Source organism: Janthinobacterium sp. AD80, from assembly GCF_002878455.1.
Lineage (GTDB): Bacteria > Pseudomonadota > Gammaproteobacteria > Burkholderiales > Burkholderiaceae_D > Janthinobacterium.
Window position 1 is genome coordinate 1 of record NZ_NRDQ01000046.1, and the last position, 22,566, is coordinate 22,566.

Annotated in this window: 18 protein-coding genes; 14 read left to right on the top strand and 4 right to left on the bottom strand. The window is 64.1% G+C overall.

The annotated features are described in order from the left end of the window. The 9 genes from JaAD80_RS11420 to JaAD80_RS11460 all read left to right on the top strand — a co-directional run. Positions 1–765, top strand: a 765-nt coding sequence (locus tag JaAD80_RS11420) for a DUF3108 domain-containing protein (protein ID WP_102294285.1), incomplete at its 5' end; no start/stop codon positions are given. Between the two features lie 3 nt (positions 766–768). After that, a complete protein-coding gene (locus JaAD80_RS11425) occupies positions 769–1,530 on the top strand; it encodes a DUF3108 domain-containing protein (protein ID WP_180979387.1) in 762 nt (253 codons plus the stop codon). A gap of 278 nt (positions 1,531–1,808) precedes the next feature. Continuing rightward, positions 1,809–3,179 (top strand): hypothetical protein, encoded by a 1,371-nt coding sequence (locus JaAD80_RS11430; RefSeq protein WP_102294287.1) that lies wholly within the window; start codon positions 1,809–1,811, stop codon positions 3,177–3,179. After that, a complete protein-coding gene (locus JaAD80_RS11435; RefSeq protein ID WP_102294288.1) occupies positions 3,172–3,933 on the top strand; it encodes a hypothetical protein in 762 nt (253 codons plus the stop codon). Before JaAD80_RS11430 ends, JaAD80_RS11435 begins: the two co-directional genes overlap by 8 nt. A gap of 8 nt (positions 3,934–3,941) precedes the next feature. After that, positions 3,942–6,773: an ATP-binding protein gene (locus JaAD80_RS11440; protein ID WP_102294289.1), complete on the top strand. Its 2,832-nt coding sequence runs from the start codon at positions 3,942–3,944 to the stop codon at positions 6,771–6,773. Then, a complete protein-coding gene (locus tag JaAD80_RS11445) occupies positions 6,773–7,798 on the top strand; it encodes a DUF4424 family protein (RefSeq protein WP_180979388.1) in 1,026 nt (341 codons plus the stop codon). Before JaAD80_RS11440 ends, JaAD80_RS11445 begins: the two co-directional genes overlap by 1 nt. 147 nt (positions 7,799–7,945) lie before the next feature. After that, entirely contained in the window at positions 7,946–8,524 is a 579-nt protein-coding gene (locus JaAD80_RS11450; RefSeq protein WP_258002936.1) for a nucleotidyltransferase family protein, read from the top strand. Positions 8,525–8,674: 150 nt separating this feature from the next. Next, on the top strand, positions 8,675–8,968 hold the full coding sequence (locus JaAD80_RS11455) for a hypothetical protein (RefSeq protein WP_146012365.1): 294 nt from the start codon (positions 8,675–8,677) through the stop codon (positions 8,966–8,968). Between the two features lie 33 nt (positions 8,969–9,001). Further along, complete coding sequence (locus JaAD80_RS11460; RefSeq protein WP_146012366.1) at positions 9,002–9,811, top strand: hypothetical protein; 810 nt, start codon at positions 9,002–9,004, stop codon at positions 9,809–9,811. A gap of 10 nt (positions 9,812–9,821) precedes the next feature. Here the strand turns inward: JaAD80_RS11460 and JaAD80_RS11465 are convergent, their stop codons facing one another. Next, positions 9,822–10,340: a hypothetical protein gene (locus JaAD80_RS11465; protein ID WP_102294293.1), complete on the bottom strand. Its 519-nt coding sequence runs from the start codon at positions 10,338–10,340 to the stop codon at positions 9,822–9,824. A gap of 187 nt (positions 10,341–10,527) precedes the next feature. On the opposite strand from JaAD80_RS11465, the gene JaAD80_RS11470 reads away from it, so the two are divergent. From JaAD80_RS11470 to JaAD80_RS11475, 3 genes are all read left to right on the top strand, one after another. Continuing rightward, entirely contained in the window at positions 10,528–13,023 is a 2,496-nt protein-coding gene (locus tag JaAD80_RS11470; RefSeq protein ID WP_258002937.1) for a S9 family peptidase, read from the top strand. A 69-nt stretch (positions 13,024–13,092) separates the two neighbouring features. After that, on the top strand, positions 13,093–13,251 hold the full coding sequence (locus JaAD80_RS30685; RefSeq protein WP_180979389.1) for a hypothetical protein: 159 nt from the start codon (positions 13,093–13,095) through the stop codon (positions 13,249–13,251). Positions 13,252–13,275: 24 nt separating this feature from the next. Further along, positions 13,276–13,515, top strand: coding sequence for a hypothetical protein (locus JaAD80_RS11475; RefSeq protein ID WP_092801751.1), 240 nt, complete (start codon positions 13,276–13,278; stop codon positions 13,513–13,515). Between the two features lie 412 nt (positions 13,516–13,927). On the opposite strand, the gene JaAD80_RS11480 is transcribed toward JaAD80_RS11475, so the two are convergent. Both JaAD80_RS11480 and JaAD80_RS11485 read right to left on the bottom strand, forming a co-directional pair. Beyond that, positions 13,928–18,361, bottom strand: a complete 4,434-nt coding sequence (locus tag JaAD80_RS11480) for a translocation/assembly module TamB domain-containing protein (RefSeq protein WP_102294294.1) — start codon at positions 18,359–18,361, stop codon at positions 13,928–13,930. After that, on the bottom strand, positions 18,361–20,268 hold the full coding sequence (locus JaAD80_RS11485; protein WP_102294295.1) for an autotransporter assembly complex family protein: 1,908 nt from the start codon (positions 20,266–20,268) through the stop codon (positions 18,361–18,363). Before JaAD80_RS11485 ends, JaAD80_RS11480 begins: the two co-directional genes overlap by 1 nt. Before the next feature lie 222 nt (positions 20,269–20,490). On the opposite strand from JaAD80_RS11485, the gene queC reads away from it, so the two are divergent. Together queC and JaAD80_RS11495 are read left to right on the top strand one after the other, a co-directional pair. Next, positions 20,491–21,207, top strand: coding sequence for a 7-cyano-7-deazaguanine synthase QueC (queC, locus tag JaAD80_RS11490; RefSeq protein WP_102294296.1), 717 nt, complete (start codon positions 20,491–20,493; stop codon positions 21,205–21,207). An 81-nt stretch (positions 21,208–21,288) separates the two neighbouring features. Then, positions 21,289–22,188, top strand: coding sequence for a sterol desaturase family protein (locus tag JaAD80_RS11495; RefSeq protein WP_102294299.1), 900 nt, complete (start codon positions 21,289–21,291; stop codon positions 22,186–22,188). Here JaAD80_RS11495 and JaAD80_RS11500 read toward each other — a convergent pair. Beyond that, on the bottom strand, positions 22,178–22,566 hold a 389-nt coding region (locus JaAD80_RS11500), incomplete at its 5' end, for a helix-turn-helix domain-containing protein (RefSeq protein WP_146012367.1). The two genes, JaAD80_RS11495 and JaAD80_RS11500, sit on opposite strands and share 11 nt — an antisense overlap.

The window sequence follows — 22,566 nt, forward strand, 5'->3', positions numbered from 1 at the left end:
GTCGTCACGGCTCCGGCGCCCGTCGCCGTGGCGCCACCGGCGCCTGCGCCTGCTGCACCGCCGCCCGTGGTGGAGCAGGCGCGGCATTACAAGACGAATGCGCCCGCCTCGGCCCAGTTCGACCTGCATGTGGACCGGCGCGATGCGGACGGCACCAAGTGGCAGGGCGTGGCCGCCATGGCGTGGGACAACAGGGGCGACAGCTACCAGCTGAAACTGGAAGTGGGCTTGAGCATGCTGATCACGCGCATCAACCTGCTGGTGCTGAGCAGCGAGGGTCTGATCGATGCCACCGGCATCGTGCCCGTCACGGCCACGGAAAAGCGCAAGGGCCGCGCGCAAACGGCCACGCATTTCAACCGCGATGGCAAGGTGATCACGTTCTCGGCCACGACGGCCACGGCGCCATGGCAGGTAGGGGCGCAGGACAAAGCCAGCGTGCCGTTCCAGCTGGCCGCCATCGGCCGCGCCGACGTCAACCAGCTGGTGGGCAATATCGACATCCTCGTCGGCGAGGAAAAGGAAGCGACCGTGTTCCGCTTCCAGCTGGTGGGCGAGGAAGAACTGGACACCAAAATGGGCCGCCTGGTGACGTGGCATCTGCGCCGGCCGCCCAAGCCGGGCACGTATTCCTCGCAGCTCGACATCTGGCTGGCGCCATCGATGCAGTGGTATCCAGTCCAAATACGCAATACCGAGGCGAGCGGGGCTTTGACCACGCAAACCGTCACCAAGATCTCCGTCAATGACGCTACAGGAAAATAAATAATGACTCTGACTACCTTGAAACACTTGCTGGCCGCCGGCGTGCTGGCCGCCACCCTGTCGCCTGCCATGGCGGACGCGCCCGTGGACCATCCCGCCATCAAGCGCCCGTACAAGCTGGTGCCTTCTGCCGACCTCGTCTACTCGATCAAGGCCAAGCAGCGCGGCATCAGCCTGTCGGGCGAATCCGTCAGTAACTGGCGCGTGGGCGAGGGCAAGTACTCGCTGCTGGCCGAAACCAAGGCGGCCCTGTTCGGCAAGATCCTCGAGCAGCGCAGCGAAGGCACGGTTGACGACTACGGCCTGGCGCCGGCGCAGTTCGTGGAAAAGCGCTTCCGCAAGGATGCCGTCACGACCACCTTCAAGCGCGACAGCAAGACCATCGTCTTTGGCGAAGGCGATGAAAGCTACCCGCTGAAAGGCGGTGAACAGGACCGCAACAGCGCCGTCTGGCAACTGGCCAGCGTGGCACGCGCGGCGCCCGAGAAATTCGTCCCCGGCTCGGAATGGGCCTTCTTTGTTGCCGGCGCACACGATGCCGAGCCATGGGTCTTCAAGGTCGTCAAGCAGGAAACCGTCGCCACCGGCGAGGGCCTGGTGGAGGCCGTGCACCTGGTCAAGGCGCCGCCGCCGGACAAGAAAGGCCAGCAAGTGGACCTGTGGCTGGCGCCGTCGCTGGAATGGTATCCCGTGAAAGTGACGTTCGCCGATGCGGATGGCGGCGATTATGTGGAGCAAACCTTGCAGAAGATTGTCAGGAAGTAAGTGCTTGCTGTCATATCAAATATCGATTCCTTGATTTTTTATCCCTAACGGCAAATGCCGGGGTCAGACCCGGCGGGTCTGACCCCGGATTTTCGCTGTTGGTTTTTTTTGCTGATGCAACACTCGACTTGACGACAGCGCCATACCCCCTCTTCCACAAGTCGAATTGCATGTCAGAACTGATATACTGACGCCCCGCGTACCTTTAAGGCCGCAGCGCTGCCAGGGCCCGCTGCGTCGCCCGCTGAACACTCATCCGGAATAGAATGATTGATATAATGGCAAGTGCAGCCGTGGCTACGGATGCAAATCAGACAGAGCAAGAGCATCACGATTCTTTGCAGGCGCATTTCCAGCCGAATATTTCGGCCGACGAGATCGAGCAGGTTTTCCATTTGAAGCGGGCGCAGCCCTTGCTGCAAGTGTTTACGGCCCTGTTCCATGGCGGTTTCGATGGCGTGCTGGTGCGTCTGCTGGTGTTGCGCGAGCTCGCGTCCGATGCGGCCACGTCGGCCTATACGCGGGCCGATATCAATACGAAACTGGCGTATCTGTTGCCGGAAAGCCTGGAAACGGTCTTGCTGCGCTTGCGCTCGAACCAGTTGCTGGCCTGGGATGCGCAGCAGGGCGTGTACCGCGTCACGCCCATGGCGCGCAATGTGCTGTCGGCCATCGACAGCTTGCTGGGCCTGGGCCAGACGGAAGATGAAGCGGAAATGGGTTTCCTGCTGTCGCAGGTGGCGGGCGCGCAAGCTGTCGGCGGCGTGTCGGTCGAGCAGCTGCAGCATCTGCTGGGGCGCCTGGTGGACTTGACGGAGGAATTCTCCGACGCCATCGCTTCCGGTTCCGAATTCCGCCTGCGCACGGCGCAGGCGAAGTGGAACATGGCCTGCGACTGGGTGGAAAAAGGCTCCGAGATCCTGGTGGCGATCACGTCCGATGAAAACGCGGACAGCGCCACGCACAAGGCGGCGCAGGCGATTGGCCGCGCGCAAAGCAAATTGCTCAACATGCAAGGCATGTTTTCGCGCGCCCTGAACCAGATCGAACGCCAGCGCGTGCACCTGGGCCAGTCGGGCCTGTCGACCACGGACATCAAGCGCTGGCTCTTGCTGCATGACGACCTGGCCAGCTTGGCCGAGGGCGCCATCGACCAGCCCGTCGTACCGCTGTTCTCCACGCCGGCCGAGATGATCGACGTGGCGGAAACGGAACTGTTGTCCGAACGGGCGGCAGGCGTCATCAATACGGGCCTGCCCAGCGGAGAGGATGCGCCCACCACCATCAGCGACGGACCCGCCATGCAGCTTGAACTCGATGACTTGCTCGAACGCCTGTCGAACTTTGCCAGCCTGGGCAATTTCCCCAGCATCGGCGAAGAGGGACCGAAATCCGTGCCGGTGCAGGATTCGCTGCTGCCGGCCAGCTTTGCCGTGGCCTCGTACCGCGCCTCGATGCTGCCGCTGCTGGGCGATGTCTCCGAAGCGAGCTTGCAGGGATCGACGGCCGAACTGGCCCGCCTGCCGATTACCTTTACACCGACCGACGAGATGGTCCAACTGTCCGACCCCCACGTGGCGGCCATGTCGATCGCCTCGCTTTCACTGAATGTTTCACTTGATTTAGATAGCGGCAACGCCGATGAATGACGATTCCCAAATCCTGATTGCGCGCCTGCTCACGCATCAAACCCTGCGCCGCGACGACAAGCTCGTCAAGCGCGTGCTGTCCGACGAACTGTTCCGCGCCGAGATCGATGCGCGCTTGCTGGCCTGCGGCCTGAAGCTGCTCGACAACGTATATGCCGACCACGTGACGTTGGCCCTGACGCGCACCATCGAGCCGAAGATTTTCGGCGCGCGCGACGTCTGGCAAAACAATAATTTTGGTTTGGCGCGCGATGGCGTGGCCTTGCTGGTGGTGCTGTGGGCGCAGATCATCCTGCCCAAGCGTGAACGCCAGGAAACCCACCAGCACGCGGACGATGACCAGAACGATATGTTCGGTACGGAAAAGCCGCTGCCGCGCGCGGAAGATGCGTCGATCGGCATTTCCTACAAGGCGCTGCTGTCGGACTTTGGCGACAAGCTGGGCAAGAAGACGCGCATGGACATGAATCTGGGCACCCTGGCCAAGCTGGGCTTCATCGAGCGGCGCGCCGATGTCATCCTGGAAGGTCCGCTGCTGGACCTGATGATGGATACGGATGTGCTGAAAGAGCGCATCATCAACGGCGCCCTGGCCGACGTGTTCAAGCGCGCGCCGGCGCGCCTGGTGGCCGTCAGCGATGATCCGCTGCCTGACGCCGACCTGGCAGACGATTTGTCCGCCGACATCGGCGAGCAGCCCGACGCCGGCGATGCCGATGCCGACGATGCCGCGTCGTCCGACCTCCCTCACTGAAAGCGCCCATGTTTCATATCAAATCACTTGAACTGGTGCACTGGGATTACTGGCAGCGCATCAAGAATATTCCGCTCGACGCGAAAATCATCACCATCGCCGGGCAGAATGGCTCGGGCAAGACCACCTTGCTCGACGCCTTGCGCACCCTGTTCGGCCTCGACTGCTCGATGGGCCGCACGTATAAACACTATGCGCGCCACTCGGGCCAGCAGACGGCCTGGCTGCGCGCCGTGGTCGACAACAAGAACGTGGGCAAGCAGCTGTCGAACCGGCCGTTCCGCAGTTCCGGCTTCTTCAGCGACGATGAAGTGACCTTGTTTTGCCAGATCCAGAAAAATGGCGGCGACTGGAAGCGCCAGTATCTGATGCGTCCGGGCAATGTGCAGATCGAGGACATCACGGACGCCAACGACTGGCTCGGTGTGGAGAACTACCGCAAGCGCCTGGCCAATGCGGGCCTGTCGCCAGCCATGTCGAAAGTGCTGGCGCTGGAGCAGGGCGAGACGGACAAATTGTGCGAATACGCGCCGCGCCAGCTGCTCGACCTGGTGTTCCAGGTGTTCGGCGACAAGGAAGTGCTGGACGCCTACGATGAAGCCAAGCGCCACCAGCGCGATACGGAAGTGGAGCTGAAGCGTTTCGAGACGGAACTGGAAGCGTCGAAAACCAACCTGGAAGGCTTGCGCCTGCGCGTGGCCAATTACCACCAGTGGGAAGGCTTGCATAAAGAGCGCCGCAACCTGCTGGAAGAAGTGCTGCCCAGCTTGCAATACCACGAGGCGCGCGAAAAAGCCGCCATCGCCAGCCGGCAATTGCGCGATGCGCGCAAGCCCATGGCGCAGGCCGACCAGCAGCTGACGGATAAACGCAATGCGCTGGCCGCGCAAGCCAAGGCCCTGTCCGACGCGCAGATGAACGAAACCCTGCTGGAGCAGGAATCGATCGGCTTGCAGAGCCGCTTGTCCCTGATCAATGCCAAGCTGAAACCGCTGGACAGCCTGCTGGAACAGAAGGATCGTTTGCAGAAGCTGGCGGCCGACTCGGGCAGCGACATCGCCGAAGTGGCGGCCCAGCTGGAACAGAAGGAAGCGGAACTGCTGCGCCAGCGCCAGCAGCGCGACGCCCTGTCGGCGCGTATCGCTGCCGAGCAGGCAACGATTGCAGCATTGCAAGGCAAGACGGCCATGCCGGAGCCGGACAATGTGCGCGGCATGCGGCGCGCGCTGCGCGACGCGGGCATTGCCCACGCGATGCTGTCCGATATCGTCGAAGTGACGGACAGCCGCTGGCAGGGCGCCGTCGAAGGCGTGCTGGGCGGTTACGCCTCGGTCGTCCTGCTGGACAAGGCCAAGGATGCGTCTAGCGCCTACCGCCTGGCCGAGAAGGAACGCTACCGCCACTTCATCGTGCCCGACCTCGTCACGGCGCCGGTGGCGAAAGACGAAAGCCTGCTGGCGGTGGTGAAATTTTCCGCGCCCGTGCCCAGCTGGCTGATCGAGCAGCTGTCGCGCATTGCACGCGTCGATTCCGTCGAAGCGGGCTTCAAGCTGGGCAACCACGAAGAGTGGATCACGCCCGAGGCGTATCACCGCGAACGCCGCGGCGGGCGCTCGCTGTTCGTCGAAGCGTCGCGCTACCGTTTCGGCCAGGCTGGCCGCAGCGGCCGCCTGGAAGCGCTGCTGCGCTCCCTGCCGGGCCTGGAAGGACAGGAAGACACCTTGACCCTGGCGATCTCGAAGCTGGCGGCCGAAGTGGGGGCATTAAAAGCGCGCATCGCCGGCGTCGACGCGGCCAAGGAACTCAGTGCACGCCAGGAAGAATTCGCCGAAGCGCTGCGCAATTCCAAGCCGCTCAAGGAAGAACGCCTGGAAGTGGGCGGGCGCCTGGGCGAGCTGCAAAACCTGACGAAGAACGCCACCGTGGCGCGCACGCGTGCCGATACGGTGTGGCAAAACGCGCGCCTGGCCTTGTCGGAAGCGGAAGCCGGTTCGCGCCTGGGCTACAAGAAGCAGATCGAACAGCGCGCCGAGCATGCGCGCGCCTTGCTGGCCCTGCGCCATGCGTGGCGCCACCTGCCGAAAAGCTGGCGCCGTCCCGCGCGCCGCGCGGCGCTGGTGGCCGAGCACCAGAATGCGCACCAGGTCGATCTGCGCGTGGCCAGCCTGCAAAACAGCCTGGCGCGCGACGACTGGGAACTCGACGCCACCGTCATCGACCAGCACCACCGCCTGTCGGATCAATTGCATGGCCGCCAGTCGGAAACGGATGAGCGCCGCTACCAGAACAACCGCGCCATCGAGGCGACGGGCAATGCCCGTGGCGCCTACATGGAGCGCTTGCGCTACACCATCAAGACTTACAGCAAGAACATCAAGGAGCTGGGCGAACTGGCCGGCATCGAAGTGCATGCTGACCCCGTGCGCCTGGAAAACGACGATGTGCAGCTGTCGCAGGCGGGCTTGCACGTGCGTTTTAAATTCGACGGCAAGGGCGTCATCGGCATGAACGATGGCGAAGCGTCGGGCGGCCAGCAGGTGATGAAGTCGCTGGTGCTCCTGATCGGCCTGCTGAAATCGGAAGACGGTTCCGGCGGCTTCGTCTTCATCGACGAGCCGTTTGCCCACCTGGATATCCGCAATATCCAACTGGTCGGCGAATTCCTGAAAAATACGGAAGCGCAGTATTTGATGACGACGCCGCTGACGCACAACACGGATGTCTACGATCCATCGGAACTGACTTTGATTACCAGCAAGAAGAAAAAGGATACGCAATGGGCGCAACCGATTTTCGTGCTGCAGCGCCGGGTCGATCCGGCATCGGGCAAGGTGGCGTGATGGCGCTGCGCACGATGCTGCTGCCGGCCGCGCTGGCGCTGGCGTTCTCGGCGCCGGCCATGGCCAATGACGGCATCGGCTCGGTCAGTGCCGGCGGCATTATTGTCGGCAAGAGCGACGCCGTGGCCATGAAAAAGGAAGTGCTGACCGTCAGCGCGGAATTGATCAAGGTCGAGTACGAGTTCCTGAACGAATCGAAAAGCGATGTGGCAGAGACCATCATCTTCCCGCTGCCCGCCTACGAGGCCGGCTACCACCAGTCGCCCACGTATTACGGCCAGCCGCAGCAGTTCTCGATCGAGGTCGACGGCAAGCGCAAGGATTACCAGACCGTGCTGCTCGCCAAACTCGACGGCCGTGACGTGACGGCGCGCCTGGCGCAGCTGGGCCTGTCGGACGCGCAAGTGGCGTATTTCCCCTCGTTCAGCCCGTTCGAAAAAAAGGTGGCGCCCTTGAGCGCCGCGCAGCAAAAAGCCATGATCGCCGAAGGCTTTCTGGCCAAGCTGTCCGACGATGAAGAATGGGTGCCGGCCTGGTCCGTGACGGTGGTCTACCAGTGGCGGCAGACATTCCCGGCCGGTAAAACGGTGCGCGTGCGCCATCAATATGCACCGTTCGTGGCCGCTGGCCCAGGTGCCTCCTATCTGGGCGACGGTAAGGAGTTTGAAAAAAAGTATTGCGGCGACAAGGCTTTCTACAAGACGTGGAACCGCCTGGCGGCGCAACAGGGCGAGAGCGGTTTCGTCAATGCCAAGTGGGTCTCGTACATCTTGAAGACGGGCAACACCTGGAAGAACGGCATCGAAGACTTTACCTTGAACCTGGTCAAGGGCAAGCCGGATGAGTTGATCAGCCTGTGCTTCCCCGGCACGTTTACCAAGATCAACCCCACCACCTTGCAGGTGAAGCTGCGCAATTTCCGCCCGCAGCAGGATTTGAACGTGTATTTCGGCAATGTCGAGAATGGCAGCGGGAATGAGGGCGAGGCGCCTGCGCTGCGGCCGAACTACTTGCTGAAGAAATAAAGAGCGCGCCTTGGAAGCCGCTGCTCTCCAGCACTTTCTGCGTGTCCTGTTCCGGGACACGTGGCGTGCCGCGCCCGCCGTCCAGGCCCGCAGCGATGCCGCTTCCGGCAAGCAGGCAGGCGCCTGGCAGCGATCCTGGACCCGCGCGTGAGCACGCAGCCTCTACTGGCGGCGCGGCTGCGCGCCATCGCCAGGCGCACGCCATGGTGCAGGCAAGCCTTGCAGGCCGTGGCGCAGCTGGGGTTGCCCGCGTGCTGCATCGGCGCCGGCGCCGTGCGCAACCTCGTGTGGGATGCCTTGCATGGCGTGGCGCAGCCGCCGCTGCCGGCCGATATTGACGTGGCGTATTTTGATGCGGACGATGTCAGCCCGCACAGCGAGGAACGGCTGCGCCAGCGCCTGGCGACCTTGCTGCCCGGCATGCCGTGGGAGGTCTGCAACCAGGCGCGGGTGCACCTGTGGTTCGAGGACTATTTTGGCTATGCCGTGCCGCCGCTGCTGTCGCTCGATGACGCCATCGCCACCTGGCCCGAGTTTGCCACGGCCGTCGGCCTCCATCTGCTGCCTGACGGCGAGATTGGCATCGTCGCACCCCATGGCCTTGATGATTTGTTCAATATGGTGGTGCGGCGCAACCCCGCGCGCATCAGCGCAGCAGGCTATGCACACCGGGTGGCCAGCAAGAACTACACGGCGCGCTGGCCGCGCGTCACGGTGGTCGCTTAGCGTTGCCTGCCAGGGAGCGCAATAATGCATCAGGGTAACTAATTGCACTGTGGATACACATTGCTTATAATTGCCAATTATCTAATGCTGCGCTGCGTCATGCCTTTTTCATATTCTCTGAAGCGATTACTGGTCTGCTGCGGCAGCCTCTTGCTGCTGTGTTGCCTCGCGGCCGGTTTCATCACGGCGCCGCTGGCCTTGGCGGGCCTGTGCATGGTGGCCATGCAGCTGGGGCTCAGCTTTGCCATGGTCGGACGCGGCAACCGCCGGGCGTGGCTGCTGCTGATGCCCTGCGTGTGGGCGGTGCTGTTTGCCCTGCCTTTCTACCTCGGGCGCGGCATCCATTCTTTCCTGCCGACCTTGCTGGCATTCATGTACATGCCTGTCGCCGTGGGCCTGTTTTATACGGCGGCGCACCAGTTTCGCCTGTATCGCGCCGCCTGAGGCGCCATTCCCTTTACCTGAACCATACACAACATGATGCGATTGATTACCACGCCGCTGCGCCGCAGCGCCCGCCTGCTGTGCCTTGCCAGCACCCTCGTGGCGCCCGCCGCCTGGGCCGACAGCTATACGGATTTCCAGCAAGCCAGCACGCGCCTGGAAGCGCTGATGGCCGCCGCCACTGCCGATAGCGACTTGCCGCGTTTGGCCGAGCCTGCCGTGGCAGCGCTGTTTGCCCACGTCGCCGATGCGCCGCGCCTGTTCCAGACACCCGTCGCCGCGTTGCAAGACATGGACCGGAGCGTGGCCGTGTGCGAGCGGGCGACCAACCTGGGCAAGGCGTATTACGCGTTTGGCTTGCAGCGGCCGCTGCCGCTGTCGGGCGCCGCGCTGCAGCAGGCGCGCCGCGAGCAGGTGACGCGGAACCTGGCCAATTACGGCGATGAAATGGCGGCCCTGTTTGCCTTTGGCGTGCATTGCCACGCGCATTTGACCGGCTTGATGGAAGCGGAGTTCAGCACGCAGCCGGCGCAGGACGTGAGCGGTGCCGAGCGCATGCGCGCCCGCGCGTTCAGCAAGGGATCGAGCACCATGTTTGCGAATGTGGTGCAGTTCGTGCAGGTGCCGTTCTGGAACGTGGCACAAAAGAAAACCATGCTGGCAGCGGCGGCGCAGCATGCCACGGCGAATGCCAGTCTGATGGCGCCGCCCTTGCGCGAGCGTCTGCTGAGCAGCCTGCCTGTGGCGGACCAGGACCTCGATCCGGCCCTGGCAGCGGCCCTGGCGACGATCCGCCAGGCGCTGTCCGTGACGACGTGTACCGGCCTGTGCCAGTACTACTGATTGCCCAGGCTTACTCCGGCGCTTGCAGCGGCTTGTTGCGCTGGCGCCAGCGCACCAGGCCCCAGGCGTACACGGCGTAGTAGCCGGTGACGAGGCCGTAGGCGGCCATGGTCAGCGCGCTCTGGCCGAACGGCGGCGGTGGCACGGGCACGTCCGCGCGCGAATTCAGGTAGATTTCCATGCCGCGGTACAGCAAGCGGGCGATGAACAGCATGGTGATAGCCAGGCCCAGGTAGCGGTGCTGGGTAAAGAAAAAGTCCTTGCCGACCTGTTCGAAGCGCGTCAGCTTCAAGCCCAGCACGCCCAGCCAGCCGCCCGCCAGCACGCCCGCGCCCAGGCTGGACAGGGGCAGCACGTCGAATTTGGTCGTCGTCGCCAGGAACAGGATCAGCACGGGAAAGCCGGCCGCCACGGTCCAGTGGCGCCACAGCTGCGACTTCTGCCGTGCCACCAGCTTCTTCAGGCGCGAATAGATGCGCCAGACCAGCAGCGGGACCAGGAACAGCAAGGCGAGGGTAGTGGTTTCCATGTAGGCATTCGGGACGGGGAAAACAGCGATTGTAAGCCAGATGGCGGCAAGGGCGTAGCGGAGCCGGTGGGAAAAGTTGCTCATTGACATTTACATGGCATGAAAGCACTATGCCCTGTCATCCGGTGCCGCCATGCGCGGTACGGTGCCGCCAGTCACTGTTTTCCATCCACCTCTCTGGAGTGCCATGTCTACTCGTTTCTCCCTGCTGCCCATTACTGTCGGCCTGATGGCGTCGTCGTCGCTGGCCATGGCGCAAGATGGCGGCTATCAAAAGCCACCCGCGCCCCTGCAAGCCATCGTCGATGCGCCGCGCGCGCCAACCCTGAGCCTGAGTCCGAAACGCAACCTGGCTGCCGTGCTGCCGACGCCATCCTTGCCCAGCATCAGCGAAGTGGCGCAACCGGAATTGAAGCTGGCGGGCTTGCGCATCAATCCGCGCACGTATTCTGCCAGCCGCTTCAGTTTCCATACGGGACTGGGCTTGCTCGACATCGATACGCAGAAGGAAATCAAGGTCAGCGGCCTGCCGGCATCGCCGCGCATCGCCGACCTCGCCTGGTCGCCGGACCAGCGCTACCTGGCGTTCACCCACATCGCCTTTGCCGATCCCGCCTCGGGCGTGAAGGAGGCAGGCGTGGAACTGTGGCTGCTCGACGTGCAGACGAAAGCGGCGCGCAAGCTGGGCAATACGGCCCTGTCGACCGTGTATGGCCGTGGTTTTTCCTGGATGCCCGATAGCAAAACCCTGCTGGTCCAGCTGAAGCCTGCCAAGCTGGGCGCGGCGCCCGTGGCAAGCGGCATCCCGACGGGACCGGCGGTCCAGGACAGCGTGCCCGGTGGCGGCGTCAAGCAATTGCGCACCTATCCCGACCTGCTGAAAAACGAGCAGGACGCGCAGCTGTTCGAACACTACATCACGGTGCAGCTGGCCTTGCTGGACGTGACGGGCAAGCAGCGCCTGGTGGGCCAGCCGGGCCAGTTCTCGCGCGTGTCCGCCTCGCCTGACGGCAAGCATCTGCTGACGACGCGCATCCTGCGTCCATATTCCTACATCGTGCCGGCGTCCGACTTCGGCCACCAGATCGATGTGCGCGACCTGAGCGGCAAAGTGCTGCATGCGGTGGCCAGCGTGCCGCTGGAAGAAGGCCTGCCGCCTGGCAATGATGCCGTGTCCGCCGGCGTGCGCTCCGTCAGCTGGAGGGTCGATGCGCCAGCGACGCTGGTGTGGGCCGAAGCGCAGGATGGCGGCGACCCGGCCAAAGTAGCCGAGATCCGCGACATCGTCTATACGCAGGCAGCGCCGTTCACCGGCAAGCCGGCCGTGCTGGCCAGGCTCGGTTCGCGCTATGCGGGCGTAGCCTGGGGCCGCGGCGACCTGGCACTGCTCAGTGAAGCGTGGTACAAGACGCGCGCCGTCAAGCAGTGGAGAATTTCGCCAGATCAACCCTCCACACCGGCCGACCTCGTGTATGCGGGATCGTTCGAAGACCGCTACAACGACCCGGGCCAGCCCGTCATGCGCGCGGACGCTGCCGGCCTGCCGCGCCTGCTCATCGCCTTTGATAATTCCATCCTGCTTGACGGCCAGGGCGCTTCTAAGGAAGGCGACCGTCCCTTCATCGACCGGCTGAACCTGGCGACAAAACAGAAGGAGCGGCTGTTCCAGAGCGCCGCGCCCTACTATGAAAACGTGGTCGCCGTGCTGGACGAGGACGGCAGCCGCTTGCTGTCCACGCGCGAATCGCCGACCGAGCAGCCGAACTACTATGTGCGCAACCTGAAGCAGCAGGGCGCCGCGCAATTGACGGCCCTCACGCATTTCCCGCACCCGCTGCCGCAGCTGAAGGACGTGCAGAAAGAGCTGATCCGCTACAAGCGCGCCGACGGCGTGGATCTGACGGCCACCCTGATGCTGCCGCCAAACTACGACGCCCGCCGCGACGGCCCCTTGCCGACCCTGATGTGGGCCTACCCGCAGGAATTCAAGACGGCCAGCGCGGCCAGCCAGACCAAGGGTTCGCCGTACAAATTCAATGCCGTCAGCTACTGGGGCCCGGCCGCCTTCCTGTCCATGGGCTACGCCGTGCTCGACAATCCATCGTTCCCCATCGTCGGCAACGGCGAGCAGGAAGCGAATGACACGTATCTGCCGCAGCTGGTGGCCGATGCCGAGGCCGCCGTCGACGAGGTGGTGCGCCGTGGGGTGTCCGACCGCAACCGCATCGCCATCGGCGGCCACTCGTATGGCGCCTTCATGACGGGCAACCTGCTGGCGCATACGCGTCTGTTCCGCGCCGGCATCGCCCGCAGCGGCGCGTATAACCGCACCCTGACGCCGTTCGGCTTCCAGGCGGAAGAGCGTTCGTTCTGGCAGGCGCCCGGCGTCTACCAGGCCATGTCGCCATTCAACTATGCGGACAAGATCAAGGACGCGCTGTTGATGATCCATGGCGAGCAGGACAACAACTCGGGCACCTTCCCCATCCAGAGCGAGCGCATGTTCCAGGCCGTCAAGGGCCTGGGTGGCACGGCGCGCCTGGTCATGTTGCCCAACGAAAGCCACGCCTACCGCGCGCGCGAATCGATCATGCAGATGCTGTATGAAAGCAACAACTGGCTGGAGAAATATGTAAAGAACGCCGCGCCGCCAGCCGCGGAAGTCAAGCCGGCCGGCAAATAAGGGCAGGTATCGGGACCTGCGGCGGGCATCTCGTGGTATGGTCTTCCTTTGTCCGCAGGGAGGCCAGCCATGTCAACGTTTGCCATTGATGCCCACCGCGCGCCCGATCCGGCGCCTGTCGATGAACCGCTGCCCGCGCCGGAGCCGCAAGAGGCGCCCGGCCGCCAGCCGGGGCCCGTGCATCCGGTGCCGCAGGAAGATCCCGTGCCGCACCCGCACCCCAGTTAATCTCGTCAAGAAAGGCTGTTTTAGATGGCAATTGTCAAGGAAGTCTACACACGCAAAGTCAGCGGTGAAACATTCGATTATGAGCTCGACTATACGCCAGGCACGGATGTGGCCTGGATCGCGCGCGTGTACCACGACGGCGTGCTGAAAGGCTCGCCCCACGGCGCGCTGACGGCCAACGTGCTGTCCGGCCCGGCCCTGGAGCAATACTTGCGCGCGTATGTCGAAGGCATGATCGAGCGCGGCCTGGACGTGGCCGAATAAGCCGCTTGCAGCAATGATGAAAAAGGGCGCCGCGGCGCCCTTTGTTGTTTGTTGATGCCGGGGTTGATACCTTGGCCAACGATGTTGTCGGATTACGCCCTGGCGGGCTGATCCGACCTACGCGCATGCATGGAGCGTTGGGCGCTGCGGCGCCTTTGCTGTTTCTGGTGGTGTCGGATTACGTGGCTACGTCGCTAATCCGGCCTGCGCGCTGTCTTGACGCCTTGGCCAACAATGTTGTCGGATTACGCCCTGGCGGGCTGATCCGACCTACGCGCAGGCATGGAGCGTAGGTCGGATTGGCGGGGCAACGCCCAGTGTAATCCGCCGATATTGTTGGAGCGTAGGTCGGATTAGCGCTTGCGCGTAATCCGACAACATCGTTGGCACCGGACCGCTGTCCGCGCAGAATCTAGTCAAACGCCCACGTATACAGCACGTCCAGCGCATTGTTGGTGCCGGTCTGGAACTGCAAGGTGATGCGGCGGTTGACCTTGTAGCGCAGCTTTACCAGGCTCGTCGCCGTGCTGGTGCCTTGTTCGAACGTCAGGTAGGCGCGCGAGGACAGGCGCTTGCCGACGGTGACGACGGTGCTTTCCAGTCCCTGCGCCTGCGACAGGCCCACTTCGTCGAGGCCCAGAGAGTTGGCCAGCTTGCCTTGCAGGCCGCCGCCGGAGCCGCCGAAGAGGGCGCCCGCCGCCGTCGTGAGCAGGGCCATTTCATCGCCGGCCGCCGATTCCGCACCGTGGCCGAGGATCAGCCATGAGAGCTTGTCGCTGTCCGAGACGGTGGGCGTGGAGACCAGCTTGGCCGTTGGCGCCTGGGCCGTGCCGCGCACTTCCACGCCTGCTTCCACGTTCGTTTCCGACAGCGCTTCGCCTTCCGGACGCTTGCGCACGGCCAGGATGTTGAGCGACGGATTGTCGTAGGCGCCCGTGAAGGCGATCAGGCCCCGTTCGATGGCCAGTTTCTGCCCGTATGCCGCGTACTGGCCGCTGGTGACGCGGATGCTGCCCGTCACGCGCGGCGCGGCACGGTTGATGACGCGCGCACGCACATTGCCCGCCAGGTCCGCGTCGAGGCCCATGCCGCGCAGGTGGAAGGCATTGCCCAGGTCAAATTCCAGGTCTATGTTCAGCGGCAGGGATGGCGCTTCCTTGCTGCCCTTGACCTCCTTGCCCAGCACCACCACGTCGTTGCTTTGCGTGGGCGTATCCTGCGGCGCCAGTTCGATCAGCGCGCGGTTGGCCTTGAACTTGCCCTCGAAGCTGAAGCGCTTGTCGTTGCGCACCAGGGTGCTGTTGCCCGACAGGATCAGGGTGCGGTCGGGGCGCGACAGCGCCTGCAGGCGGTCGGCCAGCAGCTTCAGTTCCAGGCTGGCTTCGCCATTCGCAAAGCGTACCCAGCCGTCAGCTTGCACCTTGCCGTCGCCGCCGTCAAAGCTCAGGCGCTGCAATTGCAACTGGTCGCCGGCCAGCTTGGCTTGCAGCACGCCGTTGCGTAATTTCAAGCCCTGGTCGGCCCAGTTCACCAGCAGCTTGCTGCCGTTGATGTCGCCATTTAATTGCGGTGCGCCGATGGTGCCGCTGCCAGCCAGCGCGATTTTCAAGGCACCGCCCAGTTCCAGGCCCGGCTGGCCCGTCAGCGGCGCCAGCCACGCCAGCGAATCGATGCTGGTGGTGCCCGTCAGGGAGAGGGCGCTGTCGTTGCTGATGCGGCCACCGAGCATTTGCACGGTGGCATTGATGTCGCTCTGGCCCGCGCGCGCGCCGTCGAGTTTCACGGCCAGGCGCAATTGCTGGTTGGCCACGTCGATGCGTGCATCGAGGGTGCGCAGGCCCAGCGCCAGCGGCTGTTCCACGCCCACCGTCACGTCGCCTTTTTCGCGGTAGACGTGCAGCATGCCAGCGAGCGCCGGATCTTTCTGCTTGGCCGTCGGCACCTGCATGTCGAGCGACCATTGCGCGCCCAGGGTCAGGTCGCTGCGCGCATTGGCTTGCAGTGAAGGAATCACTTGCGCCAGATAAGTCAGCGCCACGCCGGCCGCCTGGCCGGAACTGGTCCAGCGCGGGCCGTTCTTGACCAGGCTTTGCATGGTGATGCTGCCCGCCGGCAACTTGATGACGGTGTTGCCCACGCTGATCTGTTCAGGCTGGCCCAGTCCCGCCACGCCGCTGCCGGCAGGACCCGCCACTTTGACGGGCACCGGTGCTTGCAGCACCAGCGCGTAGCGGCCCTTGTTTTGCAGACTGTCGATGCTGCCGGTCCAGCTGGCGCCGCTCTGGCTGCCCTTGATTTGTACCGTGGCATCGAAATCGTCATTGCGCGCCGCCAGGTTTACCGTATGGCTGCCGCGCGTGCCCGTCGTGCCCAAGCGGGCGCTGCCCAGTTTGAAGGTGGGGGTGCTGTAGCCGGTGATCTCCAGGCTGCTGACCATGGGGTCGAGCGCGCCCTGGCCGGCGCCCACGCTGGCGCTGCCCTTGATGGATTTCAGTTGCTGGTCGCCAAAGAAAGTCAGGTCTCGGCCGTCCAGGCTCAGCTGCGCGGCCGGTGCGTCCATCTTGCCCGAGACGGAGCCGGACGCCTGCAGCACGCCGGCGAAGCGGGGGCCGAGGGTCGACAGTTGCGGCGCATCAAGTTTCCACGTCAGCTTGTCGGTGGCGCCGCCCAGCGCGCCCTTCGCTTGCAGGCTGTTCGGCCCCAGGCGCAATTCCGTATCGACATTCTCGACGCGTTTGGCATTCGCCGACAGCTTGGCGTAGCCGGCCAGCGGGGCGTTTTGCAGGGTTGATTCGCGCAGGCCCAGGTTCAGGGCCACTTGCCAGTCGCTCGTCAGGCGGCCGCTGCCGGTGAAATCCGCATTGACATTGCCGTTAGGCAAAGCCGCACCGAAGGCGGCCGGATTGATCTTTTGCAGGGACCCCGCCACTTTGAGTTCCGCTTCTTTCTTCGGCCCCGTCAAGCCCACCTCGCCGCTGGCGTGGATGGCGCTGTCCGCTGCGGGACGCTTGCCGCTGGTCAGGCCCAGCCCCTTGGCATCGGCAACAAAGCTCGTGCGCGGCTGCTGCAGGGTGCCTTGCACCACGCCGCTGGCCAGCAAGGTGCCCAGCAAGTCGTTTTGCAACGCCGACAGTTGCCGCGCATCCACATTCCAGTTCAGTTTTTCGCCGGCGCCACCGAAATTGCCTTTCGCCGTGACGTTGTTCTTGCCCAGCGCCAGCTGCACGTCGATGCCGCTGAAGTGGGCCGCATCGGCCGTCAGCTTGCCCTTGCCCGACAGGGGCTGGTCGAGCAGCTTGCTGGGGCGCACGGTGAAGTCCGCATTCGCCAGCCATGTCGGGGCCACGTGGCCGTTGGCGCGCACATCCACGTTTAAGTCGGCCACGGGGAAGGCGCCGAAGTCGGCCGGGTTCAAGCGGCTGGCGTTGGCCACTGCCTTGAATTCCTGTGCGTCCTTCAGGCTGATCTGGCCCGTCGCATTCACGTTGCTCTTGCCTGCTTGCAAGGTCGCCTTGCGCAGCTGCACCAGGGAATCGGCCAGCGTCGCTTCCACGTCCAGGCGCAGCTTGGCTTCGCCCAGTTTGGCGCGCAGAGTCTGCGTCTTGCCGTCGCTGTCGAGCATGATGTCGCCGGCGATCTTCGTGCTGTTGATGCTGCTGTAGATATGCTGCAAGTCAATCTTGTCCGTGTGCAGGGTCACTTGCGCCTTGCCGATGGGCGCGTCGGCCGCATCGCGGTCCACCTTGCCGCTGCCGGAAAACTTGCCCGCGTTGCCGAAGTCGATGATGGCGGACTCCAGGGTCGTGGCCGTCAGGGTGCCGCCCAGGCGCGCCTCGAACTGGCGCAGCGGCAGTTTTTGCTGGTCGATGGGGCCTGGCGTGGCGTGGTTGAGGATGGCCAGCTTGCCCGACACCGTCTGCGCCGTGGGCCGCGTATCGATGGCGGCGTCCAGTTCCAGGCTCAGGTCGGCCTGTGGCAAGGTCGCGTCAAACTTGCCCGGATTGATATTGCGGCCCTTGATGCTGGCCGAGCGCAGGATCATGACAGGGTCGAACGGCGCCAGCGCCAGTTGTGCGTCGGCCGTGGCGGCACCGGCGCTGCCCTTGGCAGTGACGTTGAGTACGTTCAAGTCGCCGCCCAGCTGCAGGCTCAGGGCGGCGGGCTTTTCGCCGGCCGGCGGCGTGATCTGCGTCAGGCCCGCCTTGCCGGACAGCTTGAACGGCTGCCTGGCGGCAATGGTCGCGCTGGCCGTGGCCTGGCCGAACGGCGTCAGCGCCGAGGCGTCTTCCAGCTGCCATTGCGTCTTGTCGCCCGACAGGGTGAAGTGGATCTTTTCAAATACCGTGTTGCCGCCAGGGCTGACCAGGGTGACCTTGTCCAGGCGCGCGTCGGCAATGCCCACCTTGAACGGTGACGCCAGGCTGGTCGGCATGGTGGACGGCTCCTCGGACGGCGCCGTGCTTTCCACGGACAGGCTGGCCACGTGCAGTTCGCTGATGGCGATGCCTTCCGAGAAGAACTGGAACGGCGACCAGTTGATGTCGATATTGTCGGCCGTGATGTGCTGCGTCTTGCTGCGGTAGCTGACATGGCCCAGGTGCATGCGGTTGTACAGCGAACCGGAGACGCCTGTCACCTGGATATCGCCGCCGCTGGCGCTGGAAATCTTTTGCACCAGCAATTGCAAGGTCGATTCGCGGCCCAGGAACCAGAAGGCGGCGCCCAGCAGCACGGCCAGGCTGGCGCAGGCGATCAGCAGGTAGCGCAGCCAGCGGCGCGTTTTTTTCGCCGGCGGCGCCGGTGGCGGCGTGGCGGCGTTGGGGGACTCGGTAGTAATATCGGACATCAGAAAGTGAATCCCAGAGAGAAGTGCAGACGGAATTTGTGAACGGCGTGGCCATACGCCACGTCGACGTTGATGGGGCCGACGGGACTCTTGTAGCGCCCGCCCAGGCCGTAGCCGGATTTCGGCGTCATCGCGGCCTTGACAGTGTCGGCCGAGTTACCGGCGTCATAGAAGGCGGCGATCGCCCATTTCGGCTTGAACCAGTACTGGTACTCGGCGCTGCCGGTGAGCATGTAGCGCCCGCCGACGGTGGCGTCGCCTTCCTTCACGCCCAGTTCCTGGTAGCCATAGCCGCGCACCGACTGGTCGCCGCCCGCGCGGAACAGGTAGACGGCAGGCACGCCGCGTTTTTCCTTCGAGCCCAGCGCGCCCATTTCGCCGCGCAGGATCAGCTCGCCCTTTTCACCGATGGGACGGTAGAACACCATCTTGCCAGCCACGCGCACGAAGCGCTCGTCCGTCAGCACGGGCAGCAGGGCGCCCCCCACTTGCGCGTTGATGACATAGCCCTTGGTGGGGAACAGCAGGCTGTCGAGGTCGCGCTTGGTGATGGCATAGGTCAGCGGCAAGCTCTTGCTGCGCGTCTGTTCCAGGCCCACCACGGTCTTGTCTTCGCTGAGGAATTCGAACGTCAGGCTGCGTTCCAGGTTGGTGCCGCCCCAGTTGCGTTTCACCGAGATGGTCGAGACGGCCGTGATTTCGTTGGAAATGTCGCTGCGCTCGAACGAGGCGCCCGCGCTGTCGTTGTAGCCGCGTTCGGTCGTCGGAAAATAAAAATTGGCGTGCGCCGCCTGTTTCTTCGTTTCCATGGTGAGGGCGCTCTTGAAGCGCGTGCCCCACACGTTCAGGTTGTCATAGTTGAGCTGGGCACGATTGCCCGTATTCGTACTGAAACCCAGACCGGCGCTGACGTTTTGCTGTTTGTTTTCCGTCACCCGCACTACCAGCGGCAGCAGGGGCGCGGGACCGCGGTTGGCGGGTTTCGTCACGGCGCCACCTTCGGCCTCGGCCGCCTGGCTTTCCTGGCCCGCCTCGATCTGCTCGTTGAGGATGCTGCTCATGTCGGCGCTCACTTCCACGCTGGCAAAGTAGCCGGTGTCCTGCAGGCGTGCCTGCAACGATTGCAGCGCCGATTCGCTGTAGTACTCGCCCGGACGGATCTTGTCGAGGTTGCGGATGATGCTTTCATCGTAGCGCTTCAAGCCTTCGATGCGCAGCTCGCCAAAGCGCAGCTCGGGGCCGCTGTCGAGTACCACCAGCAGGGACACCTTGTGCGTTTCCGGATCGACGACGGCTTGCGTATCGACCAGCTGGGCGCGCGGGTAGCGTGTCTGCACCACTTCGCGCAGCAGGGCGCGCTTGGCCGATTCCCACTCGGCCTGGCGGAACACGCTGCCCGTCTTCAGGGCCCAGTTGCGCTTCAGCGCTTCCGTATCGTAGGGTTCGCTGGCGGCCAGCGGCGGCGTGGGGTCGAAGCCGCGCAGTTCCAGCTCGACCTTGTCGACAGTGACGGGCTGGCCCGGATCGACGTCGACGATGACGACGGGCTTGGCACCCGTCGTATCGACGCGCACCGTGACGGTGGGCGTGTAGTAGCCGGCAGTGGCGACGAGGTTCTTGGCTTGCTCCGGCGTATCGCGCACGAGGCGCCGCAATTGCTCGCGGTCCATGCGCGGGTTGCCGCGGAAGCGTTCCAGGTCAAGGTTCTTTTCAAGCAATTCATCGAGGTCGCCGGGCGCGTTCACCTTGACCTCGTACTGCAGCGGTGCCGGCGCCGCTTCCGCGCTGGCGGGGCTGTCTGCAACGGCCTCTTGCGCACGCTCTGGCGTGCCCTCCTGGGCACTTGCCTGGGCGGCCGGATACAGCAAGATGGCACTGCCGGCGGCGGCCAGTGTCAGTTGACCCATTACTTTTGTCACCACTTGTGCCAAAATTCGTGGTCGTAGCGCCTTGCCGGCGGCCGTGTGCCGTGTTGGTCGTGCAGAAAACATGGTGCTCCAGATGAGTAAATGCTGACTGCATGTTACCGGAATAGGTAAACTGAGGGCGGACGAATAAGTATTTTTTGCATGGGGAATCTCGTTTCCCCACGCACTATTGCAACAGATAAAAACATGGAAAGAAAATTTATGCTAGCAACGGACTCCGCACTGGTGCTCTTTAGCGGTGGGCAAGATTCCACCACCTGCCTGGCCTGGGCCCTCAAGCACTATAGCCGCGTGGAGACGATTGGCTTTGACTATGGCCAGCGTCATGCGATCGAGCTGACGGTGCGTCCCGGCGTACTCGAGCAGATGCGCCAGCAGTCGCCCGAGTGGGACCAGCGTCTCGGCCCTGACCACATGATAGACCTGTCCTTGATTTCCGCCATTTCCGATACGGCCATGACACAGAACGTCGAGATCGTCATGCAGGAAAACGGCTTGCCGAATACCTTCGTGCCAGGGCGCAACTTGCTCTTCATGACGGTGGCTGCCACCGTGGCTTACCGCCGCGGCTTGACGGTGCTGGTGGGCGGCATGTGCGAGACGGATTTCTCCGGCTATCCGGATTGCCGTGACGACACGATGAAGGCGCTGCAAGTGGCCTTGAACCTGGGCATGAATACGCGCTTGAAACTGGAAACGCCGCTGATGTGGCTGGACAAGGCGCAAAGCTGGGACCTGGCGGAAGACCTGGGCGGCCAGCCGCTCGTGGACCTGATCCGCAGCGGCACGCATACGTGCTACCTGGGCGAGCGGGGCGAACTGCACGACTGGGGTTATGGCTGCGGCACTTGCCCGGCCTGCGCCCTGCGCGCGAATGGCTACCAGCAATACGCGGCGAGAAAGGCAGCGTCGAAGTAAAAAGCAGCTTGCGCCGTTTCTTCAAGCGGCAAGGCGGGGTCGGCGGCCATGCTGTGGTTTTTGCCACAGGAGAACCTTGCCATGAAATCCCTCTTTGCCGCGCTGTACGGTCCCGTGTTCTGGGCCGGCTTCATCGGCGCCGCCGCCTGGCTGGTGGCGGCCGGCCATTTCTCCCTCTGGGTGTTGCCGCCGCTGTTGCTGCTGGCCCTGCTCACATCCTTCCTGGCCGAGCGCTACCTGCCGTATGACGGCGCGTGGAACCACGCGCACGGCGACGGCGCGCGCGACACGCTGCACGCGCTTGTCAATGAAACCTTGTACCTGCTGGGCCTGGCCATCTTTCCCTTGCTGGCCGGCCACCTGGCGCTGGGGGCATACTGGCCGGGCCAGCTGCCGTTCTGGGCGCAGCTGCTGCTGGCCATCGTCATTGCCGACTTCGGCATTACCCTCGTGCATTACCTGAGCCACCGTTATTATTTTCTGTGGAAATTGCATGCCGTGCACCACAGCGTGCGGCGGCTATATGGTTTCAATGGCTGGATGAAGCATCCGCTGCATTTGCTGCTGGAAGCGGCGGGCGGCATGCTGCCATTGCTGCTGCTGGGCATACCGGAAAGCGTCATGGGCGTGCTGGCCTTCGCCGTGGCGATTCAATTGTTATTGCAGCATGCGAACGTCGATATGCGCATGGGGCCGCTGCGCCACGTGTTTGCGTGGGCGCCGCTGCACCGCTTTCACCACATGAAGTACGGCACCGCCGGCGACGTGAATTTCGGCCTGTTTTTTACCTGCTGGGACCGTTTGCTGGGCACGCGTTTCGACGCGCCCGATTACCGCATGACGGGCGCCGACCTGGGCATCGGCAGCCGCCCTGATTACCCTGTTGCCTACGCGGCGCAATTGATCGAGCCGTTCCGCGCGGAAGAGGGCGTGCGCGCGCCCGAGCTGCCGCCAGGCTTGCGCGCGCCCATCAATCGATGAGCTTGACCGTCAGCTGGCGCAAGCTGCGGTCTGCACGCACGCCGAACAGGCTGCGCATGGTGCGCGAGAAATGCGCGGCATCGGCAAAGCCGGCGCCGTGGGCAGCGTGCGTCAGGGTGTTGCCGAGCAAGATGCCACGGATGGCCAGGCGCAGGCGACGCCACAGCACCAGCTGCCGCACGGGCAGGCCCAGCTTGGCGCTGAACAGGCGCTCCAGCTGGCTCAGCGACAAATGCGCCGCTTCGGCCACGGCGGCCGCGCTGACCTTGCCCGAGAGTAGGGCATCGACCTGCTCCAGCGCCCGCTGCAGGCGCGGATCGGGCAAGGCTTGGCGCGGCTGCGCCAGCAGCGCGCTGGCGAGGCCATCGAGGCTGACAG

Bases quoted from the DNA above. Each gene is read 5' to 3' on its own strand.
- JaAD80_RS11425 (WP_180979387.1), top strand. From the start codon at position 769: ATGACTCTGACTACCTTGAAACACTTGCTGGCCGCCGGCGTGCTGGCC.
- JaAD80_RS11430 (WP_102294287.1), top strand. From the start codon at position 1,809: ATGGCAAGTGCAGCCGTGGCTACGGATGCAAATCAGACAGAGCAAGAG.
- JaAD80_RS11435 (WP_102294288.1), top strand. From the start codon at position 3,172: ATGAATGACGATTCCCAAATCCTGATTGCGCGCCTGCTCACGCATCAA.
- JaAD80_RS11440 (WP_102294289.1), top strand. From the start codon at position 3,942: ATGTTTCATATCAAATCACTTGAACTGGTGCACTGGGATTACTGGCAG.
- JaAD80_RS11445 (WP_180979388.1), top strand. From the start codon at position 6,773: ATGGCGCTGCGCACGATGCTGCTGCCGGCCGCGCTGGCGCTGGCGTTC.
- JaAD80_RS11460 (WP_146012366.1), top strand. From the start codon at position 9,002: ATGATGCGATTGATTACCACGCCGCTGCGCCGCAGCGCCCGCCTGCTG.
- JaAD80_RS11465 (WP_102294293.1), bottom strand. From the start codon at position 10,340: ATGGAAACCACTACCCTCGCCTTGCTGTTCCTGGTCCCGCTGCTGGTC.
- JaAD80_RS11470 (WP_258002937.1), top strand. From the start codon at position 10,528: ATGTCTACTCGTTTCTCCCTGCTGCCCATTACTGTCGGCCTGATGGCG.
- JaAD80_RS30685 (WP_180979389.1), top strand. From the start codon at position 13,093: ATGTCAACGTTTGCCATTGATGCCCACCGCGCGCCCGATCCGGCGCCT.
- JaAD80_RS11475 (WP_092801751.1), top strand. From the start codon at position 13,276: ATGGCAATTGTCAAGGAAGTCTACACACGCAAAGTCAGCGGTGAAACA.
- JaAD80_RS11480 (WP_102294294.1), bottom strand. From the start codon at position 18,361: ATGTCCGATATTACTACCGAGTCCCCCAACGCCGCCACGCCGCCACCG.
- JaAD80_RS11485 (WP_102294295.1), bottom strand. From the start codon at position 20,268: ATGGGTCAACTGACACTGGCCGCCGCCGGCAGTGCCATCTTGCTGTAT.
- queC (WP_102294296.1), top strand. From the start codon at position 20,491: ATGCTAGCAACGGACTCCGCACTGGTGCTCTTTAGCGGTGGGCAAGAT.
- JaAD80_RS11495 (WP_102294299.1), top strand. From the start codon at position 21,289: ATGAAATCCCTCTTTGCCGCGCTGTACGGTCCCGTGTTCTGGGCCGGC.